This window comes from Shinella sp. WSJ-2 (genome assembly GCF_003432075.1).
In the GTDB taxonomy this organism is placed as follows: domain Bacteria; phylum Pseudomonadota; class Alphaproteobacteria; order Rhizobiales; family Rhizobiaceae; genus Shinella.
Map to the genome: position 1 here is coordinate 508,982 of NZ_QWBU01000003.1, position 17,435 is coordinate 526,416.

At 63.1% G+C, this 17,435-nt stretch carries 17 protein-coding genes; 6 read left to right on the plus strand and 11 right to left on the minus strand.

Annotation, left to right across the window (positions count from 1 at the left end; all coding sequences use genetic code 11):
- Position 1: 1 nt before the first annotated feature.
- From purF to alr, 4 genes are all read right to left on the minus strand, one after another.
- A complete protein-coding gene (gene purF, locus D0Y60_RS10165) occupies positions 2-1,495 on the minus strand; it encodes an amidophosphoribosyltransferase (protein ID WP_117369384.1) in 1,494 nt (497 codons plus the stop codon).
- 192 nt (positions 1,496-1,687) lie between these two features.
- Positions 1,688-2,326: a CvpA family protein gene (locus D0Y60_RS10170; protein WP_117369386.1), complete on the minus strand. Its 639-nt coding sequence runs from the start codon at positions 2,324-2,326 to the stop codon at positions 1,688-1,690.
- Positions 2,327-2,468: 142 nt separating this feature from the next.
- On the minus strand, positions 2,469-3,872 hold the full coding sequence (radA, locus tag D0Y60_RS10175) for a DNA repair protein RadA (protein WP_117369388.1): 1,404 nt from the start codon (positions 3,870-3,872) through the stop codon (positions 2,469-2,471).
- A 75-nt stretch (positions 3,873-3,947) separates the two neighbouring features.
- Entirely contained in the window at positions 3,948-5,117 is a 1,170-nt protein-coding gene (gene alr, locus D0Y60_RS10180; protein ID WP_117369390.1) for an alanine racemase, read from the minus strand.
- Positions 5,118-5,314: 197 nt separating this feature from the next.
- Here alr and D0Y60_RS10185 point away from each other — a divergent pair, with 197 nt between their 5' ends.
- Positions 5,315-5,821, plus strand: a complete 507-nt coding sequence (locus D0Y60_RS10185; RefSeq protein ID WP_117369392.1) for a hypothetical protein — start codon at positions 5,315-5,317, stop codon at positions 5,819-5,821.
- Between the two features lie 214 nt (positions 5,822-6,035).
- On the opposite strand, the gene D0Y60_RS10190 is transcribed toward D0Y60_RS10185, so the two are convergent.
- The 6 genes from D0Y60_RS10190 to rpsF form a co-directional block, all read right to left on the minus strand.
- A complete protein-coding gene (locus tag D0Y60_RS10190; RefSeq protein ID WP_117369394.1) occupies positions 6,036-7,535 on the minus strand; it encodes a replicative DNA helicase in 1,500 nt (499 codons plus the stop codon).
- A gap of 186 nt (positions 7,536-7,721) precedes the next feature.
- Positions 7,722-9,008 (minus strand): cyclopropane-fatty-acyl-phospholipid synthase family protein, encoded by a 1,287-nt coding sequence (locus D0Y60_RS10195; RefSeq protein ID WP_117369396.1) that lies wholly within the window; start codon positions 9,006-9,008, stop codon positions 7,722-7,724.
- A gap of 205 nt (positions 9,009-9,213) precedes the next feature.
- Complete coding sequence (rplI, locus tag D0Y60_RS10200) at positions 9,214-9,792, minus strand: 50S ribosomal protein L9 (protein WP_117369398.1); 579 nt, start codon at positions 9,790-9,792, stop codon at positions 9,214-9,216.
- 23 nt (positions 9,793-9,815) lie between these two features.
- A complete protein-coding gene (locus tag D0Y60_RS10205) occupies positions 9,816-10,790 on the minus strand; it encodes a DUF2232 domain-containing protein (RefSeq protein WP_117369401.1) in 975 nt (324 codons plus the stop codon).
- 219 nt (positions 10,791-11,009) lie between these two features.
- Positions 11,010-11,258: a 30S ribosomal protein S18 gene (gene rpsR / locus D0Y60_RS10210; protein ID WP_117369403.1), complete on the minus strand. Its 249-nt coding sequence runs from the start codon at positions 11,256-11,258 to the stop codon at positions 11,010-11,012.
- Between the two features lie 24 nt (positions 11,259-11,282).
- Positions 11,283-11,735 carry a 30S ribosomal protein S6 gene (rpsF, locus tag D0Y60_RS10215; RefSeq protein WP_117369405.1) on the minus strand — a complete coding sequence of 151 codons (453 nt, stop codon included), beginning with the start codon at positions 11,733-11,735 and terminating at the stop codon, positions 11,283-11,285.
- 349 nt (positions 11,736-12,084) lie between these two features.
- Here rpsF and D0Y60_RS10225 point away from each other — a divergent pair, with 349 nt between their 5' ends.
- Positions 12,085-12,444 (plus strand): hypothetical protein, encoded by a 360-nt coding sequence (locus D0Y60_RS10225; RefSeq protein WP_147324519.1) that lies wholly within the window; start codon positions 12,085-12,087, stop codon positions 12,442-12,444.
- A 70-nt stretch (positions 12,445-12,514) separates the two neighbouring features.
- Here the strand turns inward: D0Y60_RS10225 and D0Y60_RS10230 are convergent, their stop codons facing one another.
- Positions 12,515-13,558, minus strand: coding sequence for an aldo/keto reductase (locus D0Y60_RS10230; protein ID WP_117369409.1), 1,044 nt, complete (start codon positions 13,556-13,558; stop codon positions 12,515-12,517).
- A 191-nt stretch (positions 13,559-13,749) separates the two neighbouring features.
- Between D0Y60_RS10230 and fabD the strand changes: the two genes are divergently transcribed.
- The 4 genes from fabD to fabF all read left to right on the plus strand — a co-directional run bounded on the left by fabD (position 13,750) and on the right by fabF (position 17,342).
- The gene (fabD, locus tag D0Y60_RS10235) at positions 13,750-14,694 is read left to right on the plus strand and encodes an ACP S-malonyltransferase (protein WP_117369411.1); all 945 of its coding nucleotides are present in this window, start codon (positions 13,750-13,752) and stop codon (positions 14,692-14,694) included.
- Positions 14,695-14,717: 23 nt separating this feature from the next.
- Positions 14,718-15,455 carry a 3-oxoacyl-[acyl-carrier-protein] reductase gene (gene fabG / locus D0Y60_RS10240; RefSeq protein WP_117369413.1) on the plus strand — a complete coding sequence of 246 codons (738 nt, stop codon included), beginning with the start codon at positions 14,718-14,720 and terminating at the stop codon, positions 15,453-15,455.
- A gap of 282 nt (positions 15,456-15,737) precedes the next feature.
- Entirely contained in the window at positions 15,738-15,974 is a 237-nt protein-coding gene (locus D0Y60_RS10245; protein ID WP_018327362.1) for an acyl carrier protein, read from the plus strand.
- A gap of 108 nt (positions 15,975-16,082) precedes the next feature.
- Positions 16,083-17,342 (plus strand): beta-ketoacyl-ACP synthase II, encoded by a 1,260-nt coding sequence (fabF, locus tag D0Y60_RS10250; RefSeq protein WP_117369415.1) that lies wholly within the window; start codon positions 16,083-16,085, stop codon positions 17,340-17,342.
- The last annotated feature ends 93 nt before the right edge of the window (positions 17,343-17,435 follow it).

Sequence of the window (17,435 nt, forward strand, 5' to 3'; positions counted from 1 at the left end):
ATTATCCGTTGCTTGCCATTACCGAAATCTTCCGTCCCATCGTCTCGCCTTCCTTGTCAAGGAGGCGCGTCGGATAGTCGCCGGTGAAGTAATGGTCGGTAAACTGCGGGCGGGCCGGGTTGCGATCCTCACCACCGACGGCGCGATAGAGGCCGTCGATGGAGATGAACTCCAACGAATCCGCGCCGATATATTTCGCCATCGCCGTGACGTCGTTGTACTGGTTGGCGAGCAGCTTGTCCCGGTCTGGCGTGTCGATGCCGTAGAAGTCCGGGTAGAAGATCATCGGGCTTGCAACGCGCACATGCACCTCCTTGGCGCCGGCATCGCGGATCATCTGCACGATCTTCAGAGAGGTCGTGCCGCGCACGATGGAATCGTCGACGAGGATGACGCGCTTGCCATCGATCATCGCGCGGTTGGCCGAATGCTTCAGCTTCACACCGAAGGCGCGGATTTGCTGCGTCGGCTCGATGAAGGTGCGTCCGACATAGTGGTTGCGGATGATGCCGTATTCGAAGGGAATACCGCTTTCCTGGGCATAGCCGAGTGCTGCCGGCGTGCCACCATCCGGCACCGGCACGACCACGTCGCCCTCGACCGGATGTTCCTTGGCGAGGTTGATGCCCATGTTCTTGCGCGCGACATAGACGCTGCGGCCGCCGACGACCGAGTCTGGTCGGGCGAAATAGACATATTCGAACAGGCAGAGGCGTTCCGGCTGCGCATTGCCCGACTTCTTCGCCTCGATGGTGATCGAGCCGTCGGGCTGGATTTCGCAGACGATGATCTCGCCGTTCTCGACGTCACGGACGAACTTCGCCCCGATGATGTCGAGCGCGCAGGTTTCGGACGCGAAGATCGGCTTGCCGTCCAGTTCGCCCATGACAAGCGGGCGGATGCCCGTGGGGTCGCGTGCAGCGATCAGCTTGGTGCGGGTGATGCCGAGCATCGAATAGCCGCCTTCCATCTGGCGGATGGCGTCGATGAAGCGGTCCGTCGTATTGGTATAGCGCGAACGGGCGATGAGGTGGAGCACGACTTCCGTGTCGGAGGTCGACTGACAGATGGCGCCGCCGGCAATCAGTTGACGGCGCAACGTCAGGCCGTTGGTGAAGTTGCCGTTATGGGCAACCGCGATGCCGCCGACCTCGAGTTCCGCAAAGAGCGGTTGCACGTTGCGCAGCGCCACTTCGCCGGTCGTGGAGTAGCGCGTGTGGCCGATCGCCATGTTGCCGGGAAGCTTGGCCAGCGTCACTGGGTTGGTGTAATGGTCGCCGACGAGGCCCATATGCTTTTCGGTGTGGAACTGCTTGCCGTCGAAGGAGACGATGCCCGCGGCTTCCTGGCCGCGATGCTGAAGCGCATGCAGGCCAAGTGCCGTCAGCGTCGCGGCGTCCGGATGGCCGAGAATGCCGAAAACGCCGCACTCTTCGTGAAGCGTATCGCCATCGAGATCGTCGTCATGGCGGCCGGGAAACAGGAAATCGCTCATTGCTGCAAGCCTTTGCTCGGGACCTAAGAGGTTGCGCGGGGTCTTCGTTACCCTAGGCCATGCCCATATGGGTATGGTCTAAAGCATTTGCCACCGAGGCCCGGAAGCGTCAGTGGCTGATGGTCTATCCTACCAAAAAATCGGGGAGCCTGCCTTCGTCAAATTTCGCGAGCGGCGGCTCCCCTGATCATTTTATCCGTTCGTGGCGGGCGTCTCTTCTGCCGGTGCCTGGTCGGTACCGCCCGTGCCCGTGCCGGTGGCGGCATCGGGGTCTTCCGTCGTGCCGCCCTCGCCGGTCGCCGGCGCGCCGTCGGCCGGCTTGCCGCGCAGGCGGTCGATGATCGTTGCGTCGGCATCCTCGGGCAGCAGCGCGATGAGGCGCGCGCCGAGATTGTCGAGCAGCGGCTTGGACTTCGCCGTGGTGACCCAGGACGGCTGCTGCTGCGGGGCGACCAGCCAGTTGAAGAACAGCATGGCGACGACGACGAGCAAGATGCCGCGTGCAGCACCGAACAGGAAGCCGAGCGTGCGGTCGAGCGCGCCGATGCGGCTGTCGATTATGAAATCGGCGATCCGCATGGTGATGAAGGAGATCACGATGAGCGCGACGAGGAAGACGGCGCCGGCGGAGCCCGCCATCGCGACGGTGTCGCTCGTCGTATAGTCCTTCGCGTAAGGCAGAAGCACCGGATAGAGGAAGTAGGCGGCTGCCGCGGCACCCACCCAGCTTGCGACGGAAAGCACCTCGCGCGAGAAACCGCGCACCATAGCCAGCACGGCCGAAAACAGCGCGACGCCGATGACGATACCGTCGAGAATTGTGATGGGCATGTTCGTCCTACTCCAAACCCGAAATGTCGCCAGACCCCACGTCCCGTGCGGAGCGCACATTAGCGGAAGGCATCTTTGCCGTCCCGGTTCGGCACGTTTAAAACCCGCGTTTCCCACAGGGCTTTATGCGTATCGAAGGCCGTCAGACGTCTTCGTCTTCCCGTTTGAGGGCGCGTTTCGATCCGGCAATGCGCGCCACCAGATCCGGCAGGCTGTCGATCTCGCTCCAGCGGCCGCCGGCGCCCTTGGGCAGATCGGCGGAACCAGCGGGCAGGACGGCCTGCGAAAAACCCAGCTTTTCCGCCTCCTTGAGGCGCTGGGCGGTGTGCGCCACCGGGCGAATGGCGCCCGACAGGCTGACTTCGCCGAAATAGACGCAATCGGCGGGAAGGGCAAGACCGGCAAGCGAGGAAACGAGCGCGGAGGCGACCGCAAGGTCCGCGGCTGGTTCCGAGATGCGGTAGCCGCCCGCCACATTGAGGTAAACATCGTGTTGACCGAGCCGCACGCCGCAATGGGCTTCGAGCACCGCGAGGATCATCGAAAGCCGTGCGGAATCCCAGCCGATGACGGCGCGGCGCGGCGTGCCGAGCGAGGTGGGCGCCACCAGCGCCTGCACTTCGACGAGCACTGGCCGCGTGCCCTCCATGCCGGCGAAGACGGCGGCACCCGGTGATTTCGAATTGCGCTCGCCGAGGAAGAGTTCAGACGGATTGGAGACCTCGCGTAGCCCCTTGTCGGACATTTCGAAGACGCCGATCTCGTCGGTCGGGCCGAAGCGATTCTTCACCGTGCGCAGGATGCGATAGTGGTGGCCCCGGTCGCCCTCGAAATAGAGCACGGCATCGACCATGTGCTCGACGACACGCGGGCCGGCGATCTGGCCTTCCTTGGTGACGTGGCCGACCAGCACCATGGCGGCACCGGTCTGCTTGGCGAAGCGGATCATCGCCTGCACGCCGGTGCGCACCTGCGTCACAGTGCCGGGGGCGGCGTCCGCCGTGTCGCTCCACAGCGTCTGGATCGAATCGATGATGACGAGATCGGGCCGCTTGCCCTCGCCGATGGTGGCAAGGATGTCTTCGACATTGGTTTCGGCGGCGAGCAGCACGTCCGTCTCGGCGGCATGGAGGCGCTGCGCGCGCAGGCGCACCTGCGCCACGGCCTCTTCGCCCGAGACATAGATGATGCGGTGGCCGCGGCGGGACAGCGCGGCGGCGGCCTGCATGAGGAGGGTGGATTTGCCGATGCCGGGATCGCCGCCAATCAATACGGCCGAGCCGCGCACGAAACCGCCGCCGGTCGCCCGGTCGAGTTCGCCGATGCCGGTATGGATGCGCGGGGCTTCCTCGATTTCACCCGACAGCGCCGTCAGTGCGACGGGGCGGCCCTTCTTCGGCACCTTGCCGGGGCCGGAGCCGATGCCGCCCATCGGGTCTTCCTCGACGACGGTGTTCCACTCGCCGCAGCCCTCGCATTTTCCGACCCAGCGGTTATGCGCCGTGCCGCAGTTCTGGCAGATGAATTGGGTACGGGCCTTCGCCATCAGGACTTGCTCTCCGGAATCATTCGGAAAGCCCTTAGCACGAAATCGATCAACAGTACAAAACGGGAACGATGCTTATTTTTTCACAGCCTCGTAGCGGCGTTCGTAGCGCCGGCCAAGGCTGGTTAGCAGTTCGTAGTCGATTGTCCCGCCGGCAAGCGCGACATCCTGGATCGGCATATGGCGGCCGAAGACCTCGATGAAATCGCCCGCGCGCACGCTGCCGGCCGGCAGGTCGGTAACGTCGAAATGGGTGAGGTCCATGGTGACGCGGCCGATCAGCGGGACGGTGCGGCCATGTAGCACGCCGCTGGCGCCGGGAATGTTGGCCTTGCGCAGCGGCACGCCGGAGCCGGACAGGCTGCGCATATAGCCGTCGGCATAGCCAAGGGCGACCACGGCGATGCGCGTGTCGCGCGTGAAGACCTGCGAGGCACCGTAGCTGACGGTCTCACCGGCCTTCGCCTCGCGGACCTGGAGGATGCGCGCCTCGGCGGTCACCACCGGCTTCATCGGGTTCGGCACATCGTTGACCGCTGCGCCCCCATAGAGCGCGATACCGGGGCGGGTGAGGGTGAAGTGATAATCCTCGCCGAGGAAGATGCCGGCGGAATTGGCGAGCGTCGCATCGATATCGTCGAAGGCCGTCACGACGCTGCGGAAGCGCTGGAGTTGCTGGCGGTTGAGCGGATGGCTCGGATCGTCGCCGCAGGCGAGGTGGCTGAGCAGCATCAGCGGCGCAAAGCTTGCGGGACGCGACGTGTCGCTTGCAAGCGCCATCGCATCCTCTACGCGCAGGCCGAGGCGGTTCATGCCGGTATCGACATGCAGCACGCAGGGCAGTTCCCCGCCATCGGCAATTGCCGCCATGAACACGACGAGCTGCTCTTCCGAGACTATGACAGGGACGAGATCGAATTCGAAGAACAGACGTTCGGAGCCGGCCCACATGCCCGAGAGTACGTAGATGCGCACATCCGGCAGCACACCGCGGAGCGCCGCCCCCTCGGCCGGAGTCGCCACGAAGAAATCGCGCGCGCCCGCATGGTGGAAGGTCTTGGCCGCCGCTTCCAGCCCGATGCCATAGGCGTCGGCCTTCAGCACGGCGGCGGTGCGGGCAGCGCCCGAGCGCCGCGCCATGGCGCGCCAATTGTCGGCCAGCGCCGAAAGATCGATCGTCAGGCGGGCATGATCCTCGCCGGCGACGGGCAGGGTGGGGCGAGAGGAGGTGTGGTGCGTGCTCATAGCTTTGAGATACAGCCTGTGGACTGTGGCGGCAATACGCTCTTCGGCCGCATTGCCGCCGACTGAGGCCGGCTCTATGGTGCCGCCAAAAAGGAAAGACCATGGGGCGGGGCATCACAGGAATATTGGCAGGCTTGGCGGTGGTTTGGGCATGCCAGGCGTCAGCACGGGCGCATGACATTCCGACGGATACCGAAATGCGTGATGCGCATGCCGTCCTGCTCGGCCTTTCCGAGGATGGCGCGGAGCCGGATCGCGCCGAAAGCGCCGACACCTATTATTCGATTGTCGATGATCCCAATGCGCCAAGGCTGGTGACGCGGCTGGAAGTGTCCGGTGCACCCTGCCGCGCCCGCACCATGTCAGCGCTTCAGTTTCCCGAAAAATGGGCGACGCTGACGATGAGCCTCGTCGATCTCAGTCGTGTGACCTCCGTCACCGCTTATGCCTCCGTCGATGACATGATCGGGGAGATCAATCCCATTCCATTCGATTCCCCCGATGCCGAGCAGATCGTGTTGACGGGGCGCGGGCTCTTCTGTTCGAGCCGCATGTCGCTGTCGGGCGAAAACACTGTCTCCGACGACATGTGTTCCGACCGGCTGGATCTGACCATGGTGGATGCGGAGGAGAAGGCGCGCGGCCGCAAGGCCCTCGCCATCGTGGCGGATGTCTGCAAGGCACCGGCTTTTGTGAAGAAGTAGGACCGCGTCGGGCGCTTCTATGCTGCGGTGCTTGTGCGCTCTCTTTTAAGGCACCGCGCTCTCCATCGTCATCCTCGGGCTTGACCCGAGGATCCACCCACACGCGTTGAGTTTGCCGCGTGGATCCTCGGGTCAAGCCCGAGGATGACGGAGGAGAGGGAAGACGCGCCCGAAATTCGCAGATCGCCAGGGGGCGTTCAGGCGCCCTCGATCCTCAGTGCTCGTACTGCGTGAACGACGGATCCGCCAAGTCGGTGAAGCGGGTGTACTCCGACTGGAAGGCGAGCTTCACCGTGCCGGTCGGTCCGTGGCGCTGCTTGGCGATGATGACGTCGGCCGTGCCCTTCACGGCTTCGAATTTCATCTTCCATTCCTCGTATTTCGGATCGAACTCATCGCGCGGTTCGAGGTTCTTCACATAATATTCCTCGCGGAACACGAAGAGCACCACGTCGGCGTCCTGCTCGATCGAGCCCGATTCACGAAGGTCCGAAAGCTGCGGGCGCTTGTCTTCGCGGCTTTCCACACCACGCGAGAGCTGCGAGAGCGCGATGATCGGTACGTTAAGTTCCTTGCCGAGCGCCTTGAGACCCGTGGTGATCTGGGTGATTTCCTGCACGCGGTTGTCGCTGGATTTGCCCGAGCCGGTCATAAGCTGGATATAGTCGACCACAAGGCAATCGAGGCCGCGCTGGCGCTTGAGACGGCGCGCGCGGGCGGACAGCTGGGCGATCGAGATGCCACCGGTCTGGTCGATATAGAGCGGCACCTTCTGCATCATCTGCGAGCAGGCGACGAGCTTTTCGAAATCGGCTTCGGAAATGTCACCACGACGGATTTTCGACGAAGAGACTTCCGTCTGCTCTGAGATGATACGCGTGGCGAGCTGTTCTGAGGACATTTCGAGCGAGTAGAAGCCGACGACGCCGCCGTTCTTCGCCTTGAAGGAACCATCCGCCTGGACTTCCGGCTCATAGGCCGCAGCGATGTTGTAGGCGATGTTGGTGGCAAGCGAGGTCTTGCCCATGCCAGGGCGTCCTGCAAGCACAATCAAGTCGGAGCGCTGCAGGCCACCCATGCGGCCGTCCAGCGAATGGATGCCGGTGGAGATGCCCGAAAGCGAGCCGTCGCGCTCGAAAGCCTGGCCGGCCATGTCGATCGCCTGCGCCACCGCATCGTTAAACGACTGGAAGCCGCCGTCGTAGCGGCCGGTTTCGGCCAGTTCGAAGAGCCGGCGTTCGGCATCCTCGATCTGGTTCTGCGGCGGCATGTCGAGCGGCGCGTCATAGGCGATGTTGACCATGTCTTCGCCGATGGTGATCAGCGAACGGCGCAGCGCGAGGTCGTAGATGGCGCGGCCATAGTCTTCCGCGTTGATGATCGTCACAGCTTCCGCGGCGAGGCGCGCTAGATACTGCGGGATGGTAAGATCGCCGACCTTGCCGTCCGCCGGCAGGTGCGTCTTGAGCGTGATCGTTGTGGCGATCTTGCCCATGCGGATCGTGTCGCCGGCCAGCTCGTAAATCTTGCGGTGCAGCGGCTCGTTGAAATGGATCGGTTTCAAAAAGTCCGAGACGCGGTAATAGGCGTCGTTGTTGACGAGGATGGCGCCGAGCAGCGCCTGTTCGGCTTCGACGTTGTTCGGTGCCTCGCGGTGGTGCAGCTCCGCATTCTCGCGACCGGCCTGGCTGAGCTTGCGCACGGCATCGTTCATCGTCCCGAATCTCCCGTCTTTCTTTTCGAAGGTCGCTGGTTTGGTTCCTTTGGCCCCAGGGGTCAAGCGCTTCCGGCCCGGTCTTTCCGTTAGACCCGTTGTTAGACTTTTCCACAGGCGGCGCGGACAAGGCAAGCCCGGATTTGATCCGGGCTTGCAGGCTTTCGGTTGACTCAACACGCGAATCTAAAGCGACGCCTCCTGCGGGAACTGGCGTGCGCCCCGCCGGTCGCCCTTCGGATTGGCCTCATGCGCTTTCAGGCAATCCTCGCCGCGGCCGATATAGCCGCGCGTCAGCGGTACAGCCTCCTGGTCATGCGCGAGCTGGAGCTGGAAGACGACGAGGTTCTGCCAGCGGAAGGCGCTTTCGGAGGCCGCGAGGTAGAATTCCCAGATGCGGCAGAATTTCTCGTCGTAGAGCGCCTTGGCCGCGTCCCGCTTCGCCATGAAACGCTCCCGCCAGTGCCGCAGCGTCTCGGCATAATGCAGTCGCAGGATTTCCACATCCGTCACCGCAAGCCCGCTCTTTTCCACAGCCTGCATCACCTCCGAAAGGGCAGGGATGTAGCCGCCGGGAAAGATGTATTTCTCGATGAACGGATTGTTGGCGGAGGGACGGTCCGTACGGCCAATCGTGTGCAGCAGCATCACCCCGTCGCGTTTCAGCAGGGACGCACTCTTCTTGAAGAAGGTCAAGTAGTTCGGCCGGCCGACGTGCTCGAACATGCCGACGGAGACGATGCGGTCGAAGGGGCCCTGCGCGTTGCGATAGTCCTGGAGAAGGAATTTCACTTCCTCCGTCAGCCCCGCCTCCCGCGCCCGGCTTTCCGACAGCGCATGTTGCTCGTCCGAAAGCGTGACGCCCGTCACCTTCGCGCCGAGCTGGCGGGCGAGGTAGAGCGCCATGCCGCCCCAGCCGCTGCCGATGTCCAGCACGCTCTGGCCCGGCCTGTTGATATTGAGTTTGGATGCGATGTGTCGTTTCTTGGCGAGCTGGGCGTCGTCCAGCGTCTGGTCGGGATGCTCGAAATAGGCGCAGGAATATTGACGGTCCTGATCGAGGAACAGATCGTAGAGCGCGCCCGTGAGGTCATAGTGGTGCTGCACGTTGCGCCTGGAGCGCACCACGCTGTTTTTCTCCCGCACCCAGCGGAAGACGTAGCGCACGCGCTCCAGCAGGCGGTTCCAGCGGGTATCGTAGTATTTGAAATCGGGATTGCCGGTGAACACGGTCTTCAAGAGACCGTACATGTCGCCTTCGACGATATCGATATCGCCGGTGCCGTAGTGATGGCCGAGATAATAGGCTGGGTCGATGGCGATCCCCCACACGGCTTTGTTCGTGTTGAGGCGCATGTGGATGGTATTGCCGGTGCCATCGCCGAAGGTCTGGCTGCTGCCGTCGGGATAGGTGATCTTCAGGTTGCCGGTCTCGACGAGGCGGGAAACCAATGTCTGCACAATGAATTTCATTCGCTAAACTCCGTCACGCTTAAAAATTTGGCGGAAACGGGTCTGGTCGGAAACCGGCCTGAATGCGGCCCAACCGCCAATCCAGTCTAACGAGATATAAATATTGATGCAAAAAGCGGGATTTCAAGCCGTGCTTTTTGGCCCTCCAAACGAAAACGGGCCGGCAAAAGCCGGCCCGTTCTGCAACCATCCGACAAAGCGGATATTATGCGTCTTCTTCTTCGATGCCTTCAGCTTCCGGGTCGAAGAAATCGGCAGCCGTCAGTGCGTCTTCGTCAACGCCGTAGATGGCGTCGGCCGAGGTCAGGCTTTCGCCCTTCGACTGGCGCTCGGCTTCTTCAGCCGAACGGGCAACGTTGACTTCGACCGAGATTTCGACTTCGGCATGCAGGTGCAGCACGACCTTGTGCAGGCCGATGGCCTTGATCGGGGTGTTCAGCTCGACCTGGTTGCGGCCGATGTTGAAGCCTTCGGCAGCGAGCGCCTCGATAATGTCGCGGGCAGCAACCGAACCGTAGAGCTGGCCGGTTTCGCCAGCCGAACGAACGATAACGAAGGACTTGCCGTCGAGCTTTTCGGCAACGGCCTGGGCTTCGGACTTGCGCTCGAGGTTACGGGCTTCGAGCGTTGCACGCTCGGATTCGAAACGCTTCTTGTTGGCTTCGTTGGCGCGCAGCGCCTTGCCGAGCGGCAGCAGGTAGTTACGGGCAAAGCCGTCGCGAACCTTGACGGTTTCGCCCATCTGGCCGAGCTTGGCGATGCGTTCGAGGAGAATGACGTCCATTTCAGAGTTCCTTTCGTTAAGTCTCAGATGTTCTGGTTTTTCTTTTCCGCCGGGCCTGCGGGCGTCAACGCGATGGCGCGCCGCGTATCCATCAAGCCCATGAGGAGGATGACGAAGACCGGTATCGTGAAGAGCAATACCGAGATGTAGGCGAACCACAGGGCAATCAGCCGCCACGGCTTGCCGCGCGTCCTGAAATGCAGGCTCGCGAAGCCGGCGAGCACGAAACCGGCCCCGAAGGTGCCGCAGACGAGCGCGCCGATGATCGCCGGAACGCCGCCCAGGAAGGTGAGGACGAGACCGGCGAGGAAGAAGAAGATCGCATTCCGGTGCATGCGCAGCGTCGAGGGCATGTCCTCGCGCGGGCGAAGACCCTTGCCGGAGACGCGCACGATGAAGGTCGCGATGTAATAGGCCGCAAACAGCAGGAAGACCCAGAGCGCGCCCTGCACGAGCGGCAGCGCCAGCGAGAACACGGTCTTCAGCTGGGCGATGGCCGCGGCATCGGGATTGTAGAGCGGCTCCTGCGCCTTCAGGGTCTCGATGACGATATCGACGAGCTTGCCCGCCATTTCGTCATTGTAGCCGACGATCGCGCCGACCGCGATCATGCCGAGCGTCACCATGATGGCGAGATGGGCGAGGATGTTCGACAGCGGATACCAGGCGAGCGCGTTTTCCGGGCCGCCGAGCTCGGAGGCCGGGCGGGCGAGGTTCGCGAGATTGGAAAGCCAGCCGGCCGGGATCAGCGTAATGAGCACGATCAGCGCGGCGAAATTCGAGGAGACGAGGGCGGACGCGGTGATGCCGCCGGCGACGACGGCAATGAAGGCGCTGGCATTGCCCCAGCCAAGACCGGCAATCAGGATGGGAAGGGCGGACGCGGCGTAAAGCACGATGGCAAACGACGACTGCGCATTCGCGCTCAGCGATAGCAGAGCGGCGGTCACACCGGCAACGAGGCCGGTCGCAATCGTGGTTGGCGTCAGGGTCTTCAAGGTCGCTGTCCTGTCTGGTCAGACAGTTAGAGGAGGTTCCTGAGGCATTGATTCAGGACTGTCTCCCCAACATGGGGTTTTGGTTTCGCCCGGGATCGGGAGAAGACCGGCGGCTCCGATCCGCGCCCAACGCGGAAGGGAAAGGGGAAGGCGGAAAACCGTCTTCCCCGGAGTCAGGTCTCGCAGACTGACTTGGAGTCAGGCCGCAGAGTCAAAAGCTTACGCTACGACGTAGGGCAGCAGGCCGAGGAAGCGGGCGCGCTTGATCGCCTGGGCGAGTTCGCGCTGCTTCTTCTGGGAAACGGCCGTGATGCGGGACGGAACGATCTTGCCACGCTCGGAAATGTAGCGCGACAGGAGACGAACGTCCTTGTAGTCGATCTTCGGAGCGTTCGCGCCCGAGAAGGGGCAGGTCTTACGGCGGCGGTGGAACGGACGGCGTGCCGGAGCGGAAGAAACATCAGCCATATCAAAAATCTCCTTCTGCTTCGATTACGCGCGGTCTTCGCGAGCCGGACGGTCGCCACGCGGCGGGCGGTCGCCGAAGTCGCGGCGCGGACGGTCGCCGAAATCGCGGCGCGGACCACGGTCGTCGCCTTCACGGCGCGGACGGTCGTCGCGGTCACGCTTCTGCATCATGGCCGACGGGCCTTCTTCGTGTGCTTCGACAGCGATGGTCATGTAACGAAGGATGTCTTCGTTGATGCGCATCTGGCGCTCGACTTCGTGGATGGCAGCGGCCGGAGCGTCGATGTCCATCAGCGCATAGTGAGCCTTGCGGTTCTTCTTGATGCGGTAGGTAAGGGACTTAAGGCCCCAGTTCTCGACGCGGCCAACCTTGCCGCCGAACGATTCGATAACGCCCTTGTACTGTTCGACGAGAGCGTCGACCTGCTGGGCGGACACATCCTGGCGGGCCAGGAAGACGTGTTCATAAAGAGCCATGTGGCTTTGCCTTTCTTGCGTTTACACCCGAAACCGGCGCCAAGCCTCAACGACAGTTCTCAAAGGCGCGAGGCCGAAAGCAAGAAAAGCGTTAATCCAGACGGTCGAGAGCGGAGACACGGGAGGCCGGAGCCCTTGGCTCCAAACGGCAGATCTTTAAGGATTTGCCGGCCCTCCGTTCAGCCACCAGCCGATTGACCGGGTGTGTTGAACAGCGCGCTTATACGGATTTTTCGCCGGAAGGCAAGGGCAGGGTCCATAAAGCTGTGTTCCGTTTCGGGAACGGGGCTGGAACCAAATCGAGGATGCTGCGTTTTCCTCCCCGATCCAACCAGATGGAGTGACCGACATGCAAGACCCGAACCTTGTCAATCGTCCCCCGGAAGACCGTTACACGCCTCCGGTCGAAGACCGTGGCCCGACCGTCGTCAACGCCAGCAATGGCGGCAGCGGCACCGGTGGCTGGGCTGTGGCTGTAATTCTCGCCGTGCTCGTCGCGGTAGGCATCTTCTATTTCGTCGGCAGCGGAACGCCGGGTGACGGCGTCGACCCGAACGCCAACACCTCGGCCATCACCACACAGGAAACGGCTCCGGCCGGCGGCACTGCGACGGGTGGTGACACCGGCGGCAATGCGGGTGGCAACACCGATGGCGCTGCAACGCAGACGCCCGCAACCGGCGGCGGCGCAACGACCACCACGCCGTAACGTTACCCGCATAGGGCAAACGGGAAACCCGCCGGAAACGGCGGGTTTCTTTTTGGGCGGGTTGCGGACCTCAAATCGGCGCCGGATAGAGCCGGTGGATGCGGCGGATACCGTTCATCACGTCGGCCGAAAGCGTCAGGTCTTTCGCCGCGATATTGGTCTTCAGCTGCTCCATCGACGTCGCGCCAATGATGACCGAGGCCATGAACGGGCGCGTCAAGCAAAAGGCCAGCGCCATCTGGGCGGGGTCGATGCGATTTTCCTTCGCAAGCTCCACATAGGCCCGGACTGCCGGCTCCTGCAGCGGCTGGTAGCGTCCGCCGAGATCGCCGTTCTTCGTCATGCGCGATCCCTCCGGCTTGGCGCCGTCGAGATATTTGCCGGTGAGAAGGCCGGCGGCCAGCGGCGAATAGGCGAGGAGGCCGATATCCTCGTGATGCGACAGTTCCGCGAGGTCGAGGTCATAGGTCCGGTAGAGCAGGTTATACTCGTTCTGGATCGAGGCGACGCGTGGCAGGCCCTTCTCCTCGGCAAGCCGCAGCATGCGCATCGTGCCCCAGGCCGTGTCGTTGGAGAGGCCAAGCGCGCGGACTTTGCCCGCCTTGACGATTTCGCCGACGGCGTCGAGGACTTCCTCGATCTCGGCGGCGACCTTTTCACGGTCCTGTTTGGCAGGCTCGTAGCTCCACGCATTGCGGAAATGATAGTGCCCGCGGTTCGGCCAGTGCAGCTGGTAGAGATCGACATGGTCGGTCTTCAGGCGCTGGAGGCTGTTGTCGATCGCCTCCAGGATGCCCTTGCGGCTCATGGGCGCGCCGCCGCGGATATAGGGGCGGCCGGGTCCGGCGACCTTGGTGGCGAGGATAACCTTGTCGCGGTTGCCGCGCGCCTTCATCCAGTTGCCGATGAAGCGTTCGGTATCGCCATAGGTTTCCGGCGAAAGCGGCGTCGTGGGGTAAAGTTCTGCGGTGTCGATGAAGTTGACGCCTTGAGAGAACGCGTAGTCGAGCTGGTCTTGGGCTTCCTGCTCGCTGTTCTGCGATCCCCAGGTCATGGTGCCGAGGCAGATCTCCGACACGCTCATGCCGGTCCTGCCGAGCGGATTGTATTTCATGGGAGGGAAAATCCTTTTGTGGGAACCGCGCGAATGTAGGCGGCTTGCCGCGAAGTGCAAGACGGCGGGTGCGATTCTCTGTGCAAGGGGCGCGAAAGGACGGGCTGGGAACGGCGCTTGATGGCGCAATGCCTTGACTTGGTGGGCCGTAATGTGAATGGAAAAGGAAACAGAAGACGGGAGAAACCCCTATGAGCGTAGCATTCACCTTCCCCGGCCAGGGCAGCCAGGCCGTCGGCATGGGCAAGGACCTTGCCGACGCCTTCCCGGAAGCGCGTGCCGTTTTCGCCGAAGTCGACGACGCCCTCGGCCAGAAGCTTTCCAGCATCATGTTCGATGGTCCCGAGGAGACGCTGACGCTGACGGCCAACGCCCAGCCGGCGCTGATGGCCGTTTCCCTCGCCGTCATGCGCGTGCTCGAAGCGCGCGGCCTGTCGCTGAAGGACAAGGTCGCCTATGTCGCCGGCCATTCGCTCGGCGAATATTCTGCGCTCTGCGCTGCCGGCACCTTCTCGCTCGCCGACACCGCTCGGCTGCTGCGCATCCGTGGCAATGCCATGCAGTCGGCCGTTCCGGTCGGCGAGGGCGCCATGGCGGCGATCATCGGCCTGGAGCAGGCGGATGTCGAAGCCATCTGTCAGGAAGCTTCCACGGGCGGGTCGTGCCAGATCGCCAATGACAATGGCGGCGGCCAGCTAGTGATTTCCGGCTCCAAGCCGGCCGTCGAGATCGCGGCCCGCCTCGCAACGGAAAAGGGCGCCAAGCGCGCGCTGATGCTGTCCGTTTCCGCGCCCTTCCATTCCGCCCTGATGGCGCCCGCCGCCGATGCCATGCGCGAGGCGCTCGCTGCCGTCGAGGCCAAGGCCCCGGTCGTGCCTGTCGTCGCCAATGTGCGTGCCGCCCCGGTCAGCGACCCGCAGGAGATCGTCCACCTGCTCGTCGAGCAGGTCACCGGCCAGGTGCGCTGGCGCGAGACGGTCGAATGGTTCGGCAAGAACGACGTGACGACGCTGTACGAAGTCGGCTCCGGCAAGGTGCTGACGGGGCTGGCGCGCCGCATCGACAAGTCCGTCACCGGCATCGCCATCAACACGCCGACCGATATCGACAGTGCGCTTGCAGCACTCCTCGGCTGATCTCTTCTATAAGGAACGCACCCATGTTTGATCTTTCCGGCCGCAAGGCTCTCGTTACCGGCGCATCCGGCGGCATCGGCGAGGAGATCGCCCGCATCCTGCACGCTCAGGGCGCAATCGTCGGCCTGCACGGCACCCGCGTGGAAAAGCTCGAAACGCTCGCGAACGAATTCGGCGAACGCGTCCATATCTTCCCGGCCAACCTTTCCGACCGCGCCGAAGTCAAGGCGCTGGGTGAAAAGGCCGAGGCCGACCTCGGCGGCGTCGACATCCTCGTCAACAATGCCGGCATCACCAAGGACGGCCTGTTCGTGCGTATGAGCGATGAGGACTGGGATGCGGTTCTTGAAGTGAACCTGACGGCGGTCTTCCGCCTGACGCGCGAACTGACCCACCCCATGATGCGCCGCCGCTACGGCCGCATCATCAACATCACCTCCGTCGTCGGCGTTACCGGCAATCCGGGCCAGGCGAATTACTGCGCCTCCAAAGCCGGCATGATCGGCTTCACCAAGTCGCTCGCTCAGGAGATCGCGACACGCAATGTCACCGTCAACTGCGTGGCGCCGGGCTTCATCGAGAGCGCGATGACCGGCAAGCTGAACGACAAGCAGAAGGAAGCGATCATGGGGGCCATTCCCATGAAGCGCATGGGCACCGGCACGGAAGTCGCTTCCGCCGTCGCCTATCTCGCTTCCTCCGAAGCCTCCTACATGACGGGCCAGACGCTGCATGTGAACGGCGGCATGGCGATGATCTAAGGTGGACGAAGTGCCTCGGCGGGCCGGCATGAATTGCATGTTGACCGCTGGCGCACCGGCCATTTTCGGACTTTGCGGCAGACTTAAACCGTGTTAATCGGGCCATGACTGTCAGCAGTCGACGGGCAAATGCCTGCGCAATCGGGCGGTATGGAACAGTATCGTCGATGCCGCATTGCCGGTTGAAGAGATTGCCGGATGTGTTCTTGGGGCATATCGGGCGTGTTGAGTGCCCGGCGCTGTGAAAGGCGCCGATCAAAAACAAAGGTCGAGGAATCCGACATGAGCGACGTAGCAGAACGCGTAAAGAAAATTGTCATTGATCATCTGGGCGTTGACGCCGAAAAGGTCAGCGAAGGCGCAAGCTTTATCGATGATCTTGGCGCGGACTCGCTCGACACCGTCGAACTGGTCATGGCCTTCGAAGAAGAATTCGGCGTCGAGATCCCGGACGATGCCGCTGACTCGATCCTGACGGTCGGCGACGCCGTCAAGTTCATCGAGAAGGCCCAGGCCTGATCCATTATACCGGCGGGCTGCTTTTCGGCAGCCCGTCCCGGTCTCCGCCCGGAGACCACACCTCCTCTTGGGGAAAAACATAGAATTCTATAGGGTGGATCACGGACGATGAGGCGTGTCGTTATCACGGGTACCGGCATGGTATCCCCGCTTGGCTGTGGCACCGAAGTTACCTGGAGCCGGCTTCTTGAGGGGCGCAGTGGCGCTGCCAGGGTGACGACCTTCGAGGTCGAAGACCTTCCTGCAAAGATTGCCTGCTCGATCCCGCTCGGCGACGGCACTGACGGCACCTACAATGCCGACCAGTGGATGGAGCCGAAGGAACAGCGCAAGGTCGATCCCTTCATCGTCTATGCCGTCGCGGCCGCTGATATGGCGCTGGCCGATGCGGGCTGGCATCCCAAGACTGACGAAGACCAGATCGCGACCGGCGTTCTCATCGGCTCCGGCATCGGCGGCCTCGATGGCATTGTCGAAGCCGGCTACACGCTGCGCGACAAGGGCCCCCGCCGCGTTTCGCCCTTCTTCATTCCCGGCCGCCTGATCAACCTCGCCTCCGGCCAGGTCTCGATCAAGCACAAGCTGCGCGGCCCGAACCATTCCGTCGTCACCGCCTGCTCGACTGGCGCGCACGCCATCGGCGACGCCAGCCGCCTGATCGCGCTGGGTGACGCCGACGTGATTGTCGCCGGCGGCGCCGAATCCCCGATCTGCCGCATCGCGCTTGCCGGCTTCGCCGCCTGCAAGGCGCTGTCGACCGAACGCAACGACGATCCGACCGCAGCCTCCCGTCCGTATGACCGCGATCGCGACGGTTTCGTCATGGGCGAGGGCGCCGGCATCGTCGTTCTGGAAGAGCTGGAACACGCCAAGGCGCGCGGCGCGAAGATCTATGCCGAAGTCGTCGGCTACGGCCTGTCGGGCGATGCCTACCACATCACCGCGCCTTCGGAAGACGGCGACGGCGCATACCGCTGCATGCAGATGGCGTTGAAGCGCGCCGGCATTCCGGCGAGCGAAATCGACTACATCAATTCTCACGGCACCTCGACCATGGCCGACACGATCGAGCTTGGCGCGGTTGAGCGTCTGATGGGCGATGCCGCCTCGCGCCTATCGATGTCCTCGACCAAGTCGGCCATCGGCCATCTTTTGGGTGCCGCCGGCGCGGTCGAAGCTATCTTCTCGGCCCTGGCGATCCGCGACAACATCGCCCCGCCGACGCTGAACCTAGACAATCCCGCCGTCGAGACGGCGATCGACCTTGTGCCGCACAAGGCACGCAAGCGCGAGATCAACGTGGCGCTGTCCAACTCGTTCGGCTTCGGCGGAACGAATGCGTCGCTGGTTCTCAAGCGCTACGCTTGATCCCGGTCCGGGGCTCTCGCCCCGGCGCACCGCCGCCCGCCCGATGGCTTTTGCCCCGGGGCGTTATACACTCGCATGTGAAAAGCGGGTTCA

Bases quoted from the DNA above. Each gene is read 5' to 3' on its own strand.
- D0Y60_RS10195 (WP_117369396.1), bottom strand. From the start codon at position 9,008: ATGAAATTCATTGTGCAGACATTGGTTTCCCGCCTCGTCGAGACCGGC.
- rpsF (WP_117369405.1), bottom strand. From the start codon at position 11,735: ATGGCTCTTTATGAACACGTCTTCCTGGCCCGCCAGGATGTGTCCGCC.
- radA (WP_117369388.1), bottom strand. From the start codon at position 3,872: ATGGCGAAGGCCCGTACCCAATTCATCTGCCAGAACTGCGGCACGGCG.
- alr (WP_117369390.1), bottom strand. From the start codon at position 5,117: ATGAGCACGCACCACACCTCCTCTCGCCCCACCCTGCCCGTCGCCGGC.
- rplI (WP_117369398.1), bottom strand. From the start codon at position 9,792: ATGGACGTCATTCTCCTCGAACGCATCGCCAAGCTCGGCCAGATGGGC.
- D0Y60_RS10245 (WP_018327362.1), top strand. From the start codon at position 15,738: ATGAGCGACGTAGCAGAACGCGTAAAGAAAATTGTCATTGATCATCTG.
- D0Y60_RS10225 (WP_147324519.1), top strand. From the start codon at position 12,085: ATGCAAGACCCGAACCTTGTCAATCGTCCCCCGGAAGACCGTTACACG.
- D0Y60_RS10190 (WP_117369394.1), bottom strand. From the start codon at position 7,535: ATGAACGATGCCGTGCGCAAGCTCAGCCAGGCCGGTCGCGAGAATGCG.
- D0Y60_RS10185 (WP_117369392.1), top strand. From the start codon at position 5,315: ATGCGTGATGCGCATGCCGTCCTGCTCGGCCTTTCCGAGGATGGCGCG.
- rpsR (WP_117369403.1), bottom strand. From the start codon at position 11,258: ATGGCTGATGTTTCTTCCGCTCCGGCACGCCGTCCGTTCCACCGCCGC.
- D0Y60_RS10170 (WP_117369386.1), bottom strand. From the start codon at position 2,326: ATGCCCATCACAATTCTCGACGGTATCGTCATCGGCGTCGCGCTGTTT.
- purF (WP_117369384.1), bottom strand. From the start codon at position 1,495: ATGAGCGATTTCCTGTTTCCCGGCCGCCATGACGACGATCTCGATGGC.
- fabF (WP_117369415.1), top strand. From the start codon at position 16,083: ATGAGGCGTGTCGTTATCACGGGTACCGGCATGGTATCCCCGCTTGGC.
- fabD (WP_117369411.1), top strand. From the start codon at position 13,750: ATGAGCGTAGCATTCACCTTCCCCGGCCAGGGCAGCCAGGCCGTCGGC.
- D0Y60_RS10230 (WP_117369409.1), bottom strand. From the start codon at position 13,558: ATGAAATACAATCCGCTCGGCAGGACCGGCATGAGCGTGTCGGAGATC.
- fabG (WP_117369413.1), top strand. From the start codon at position 14,718: ATGTTTGATCTTTCCGGCCGCAAGGCTCTCGTTACCGGCGCATCCGGC.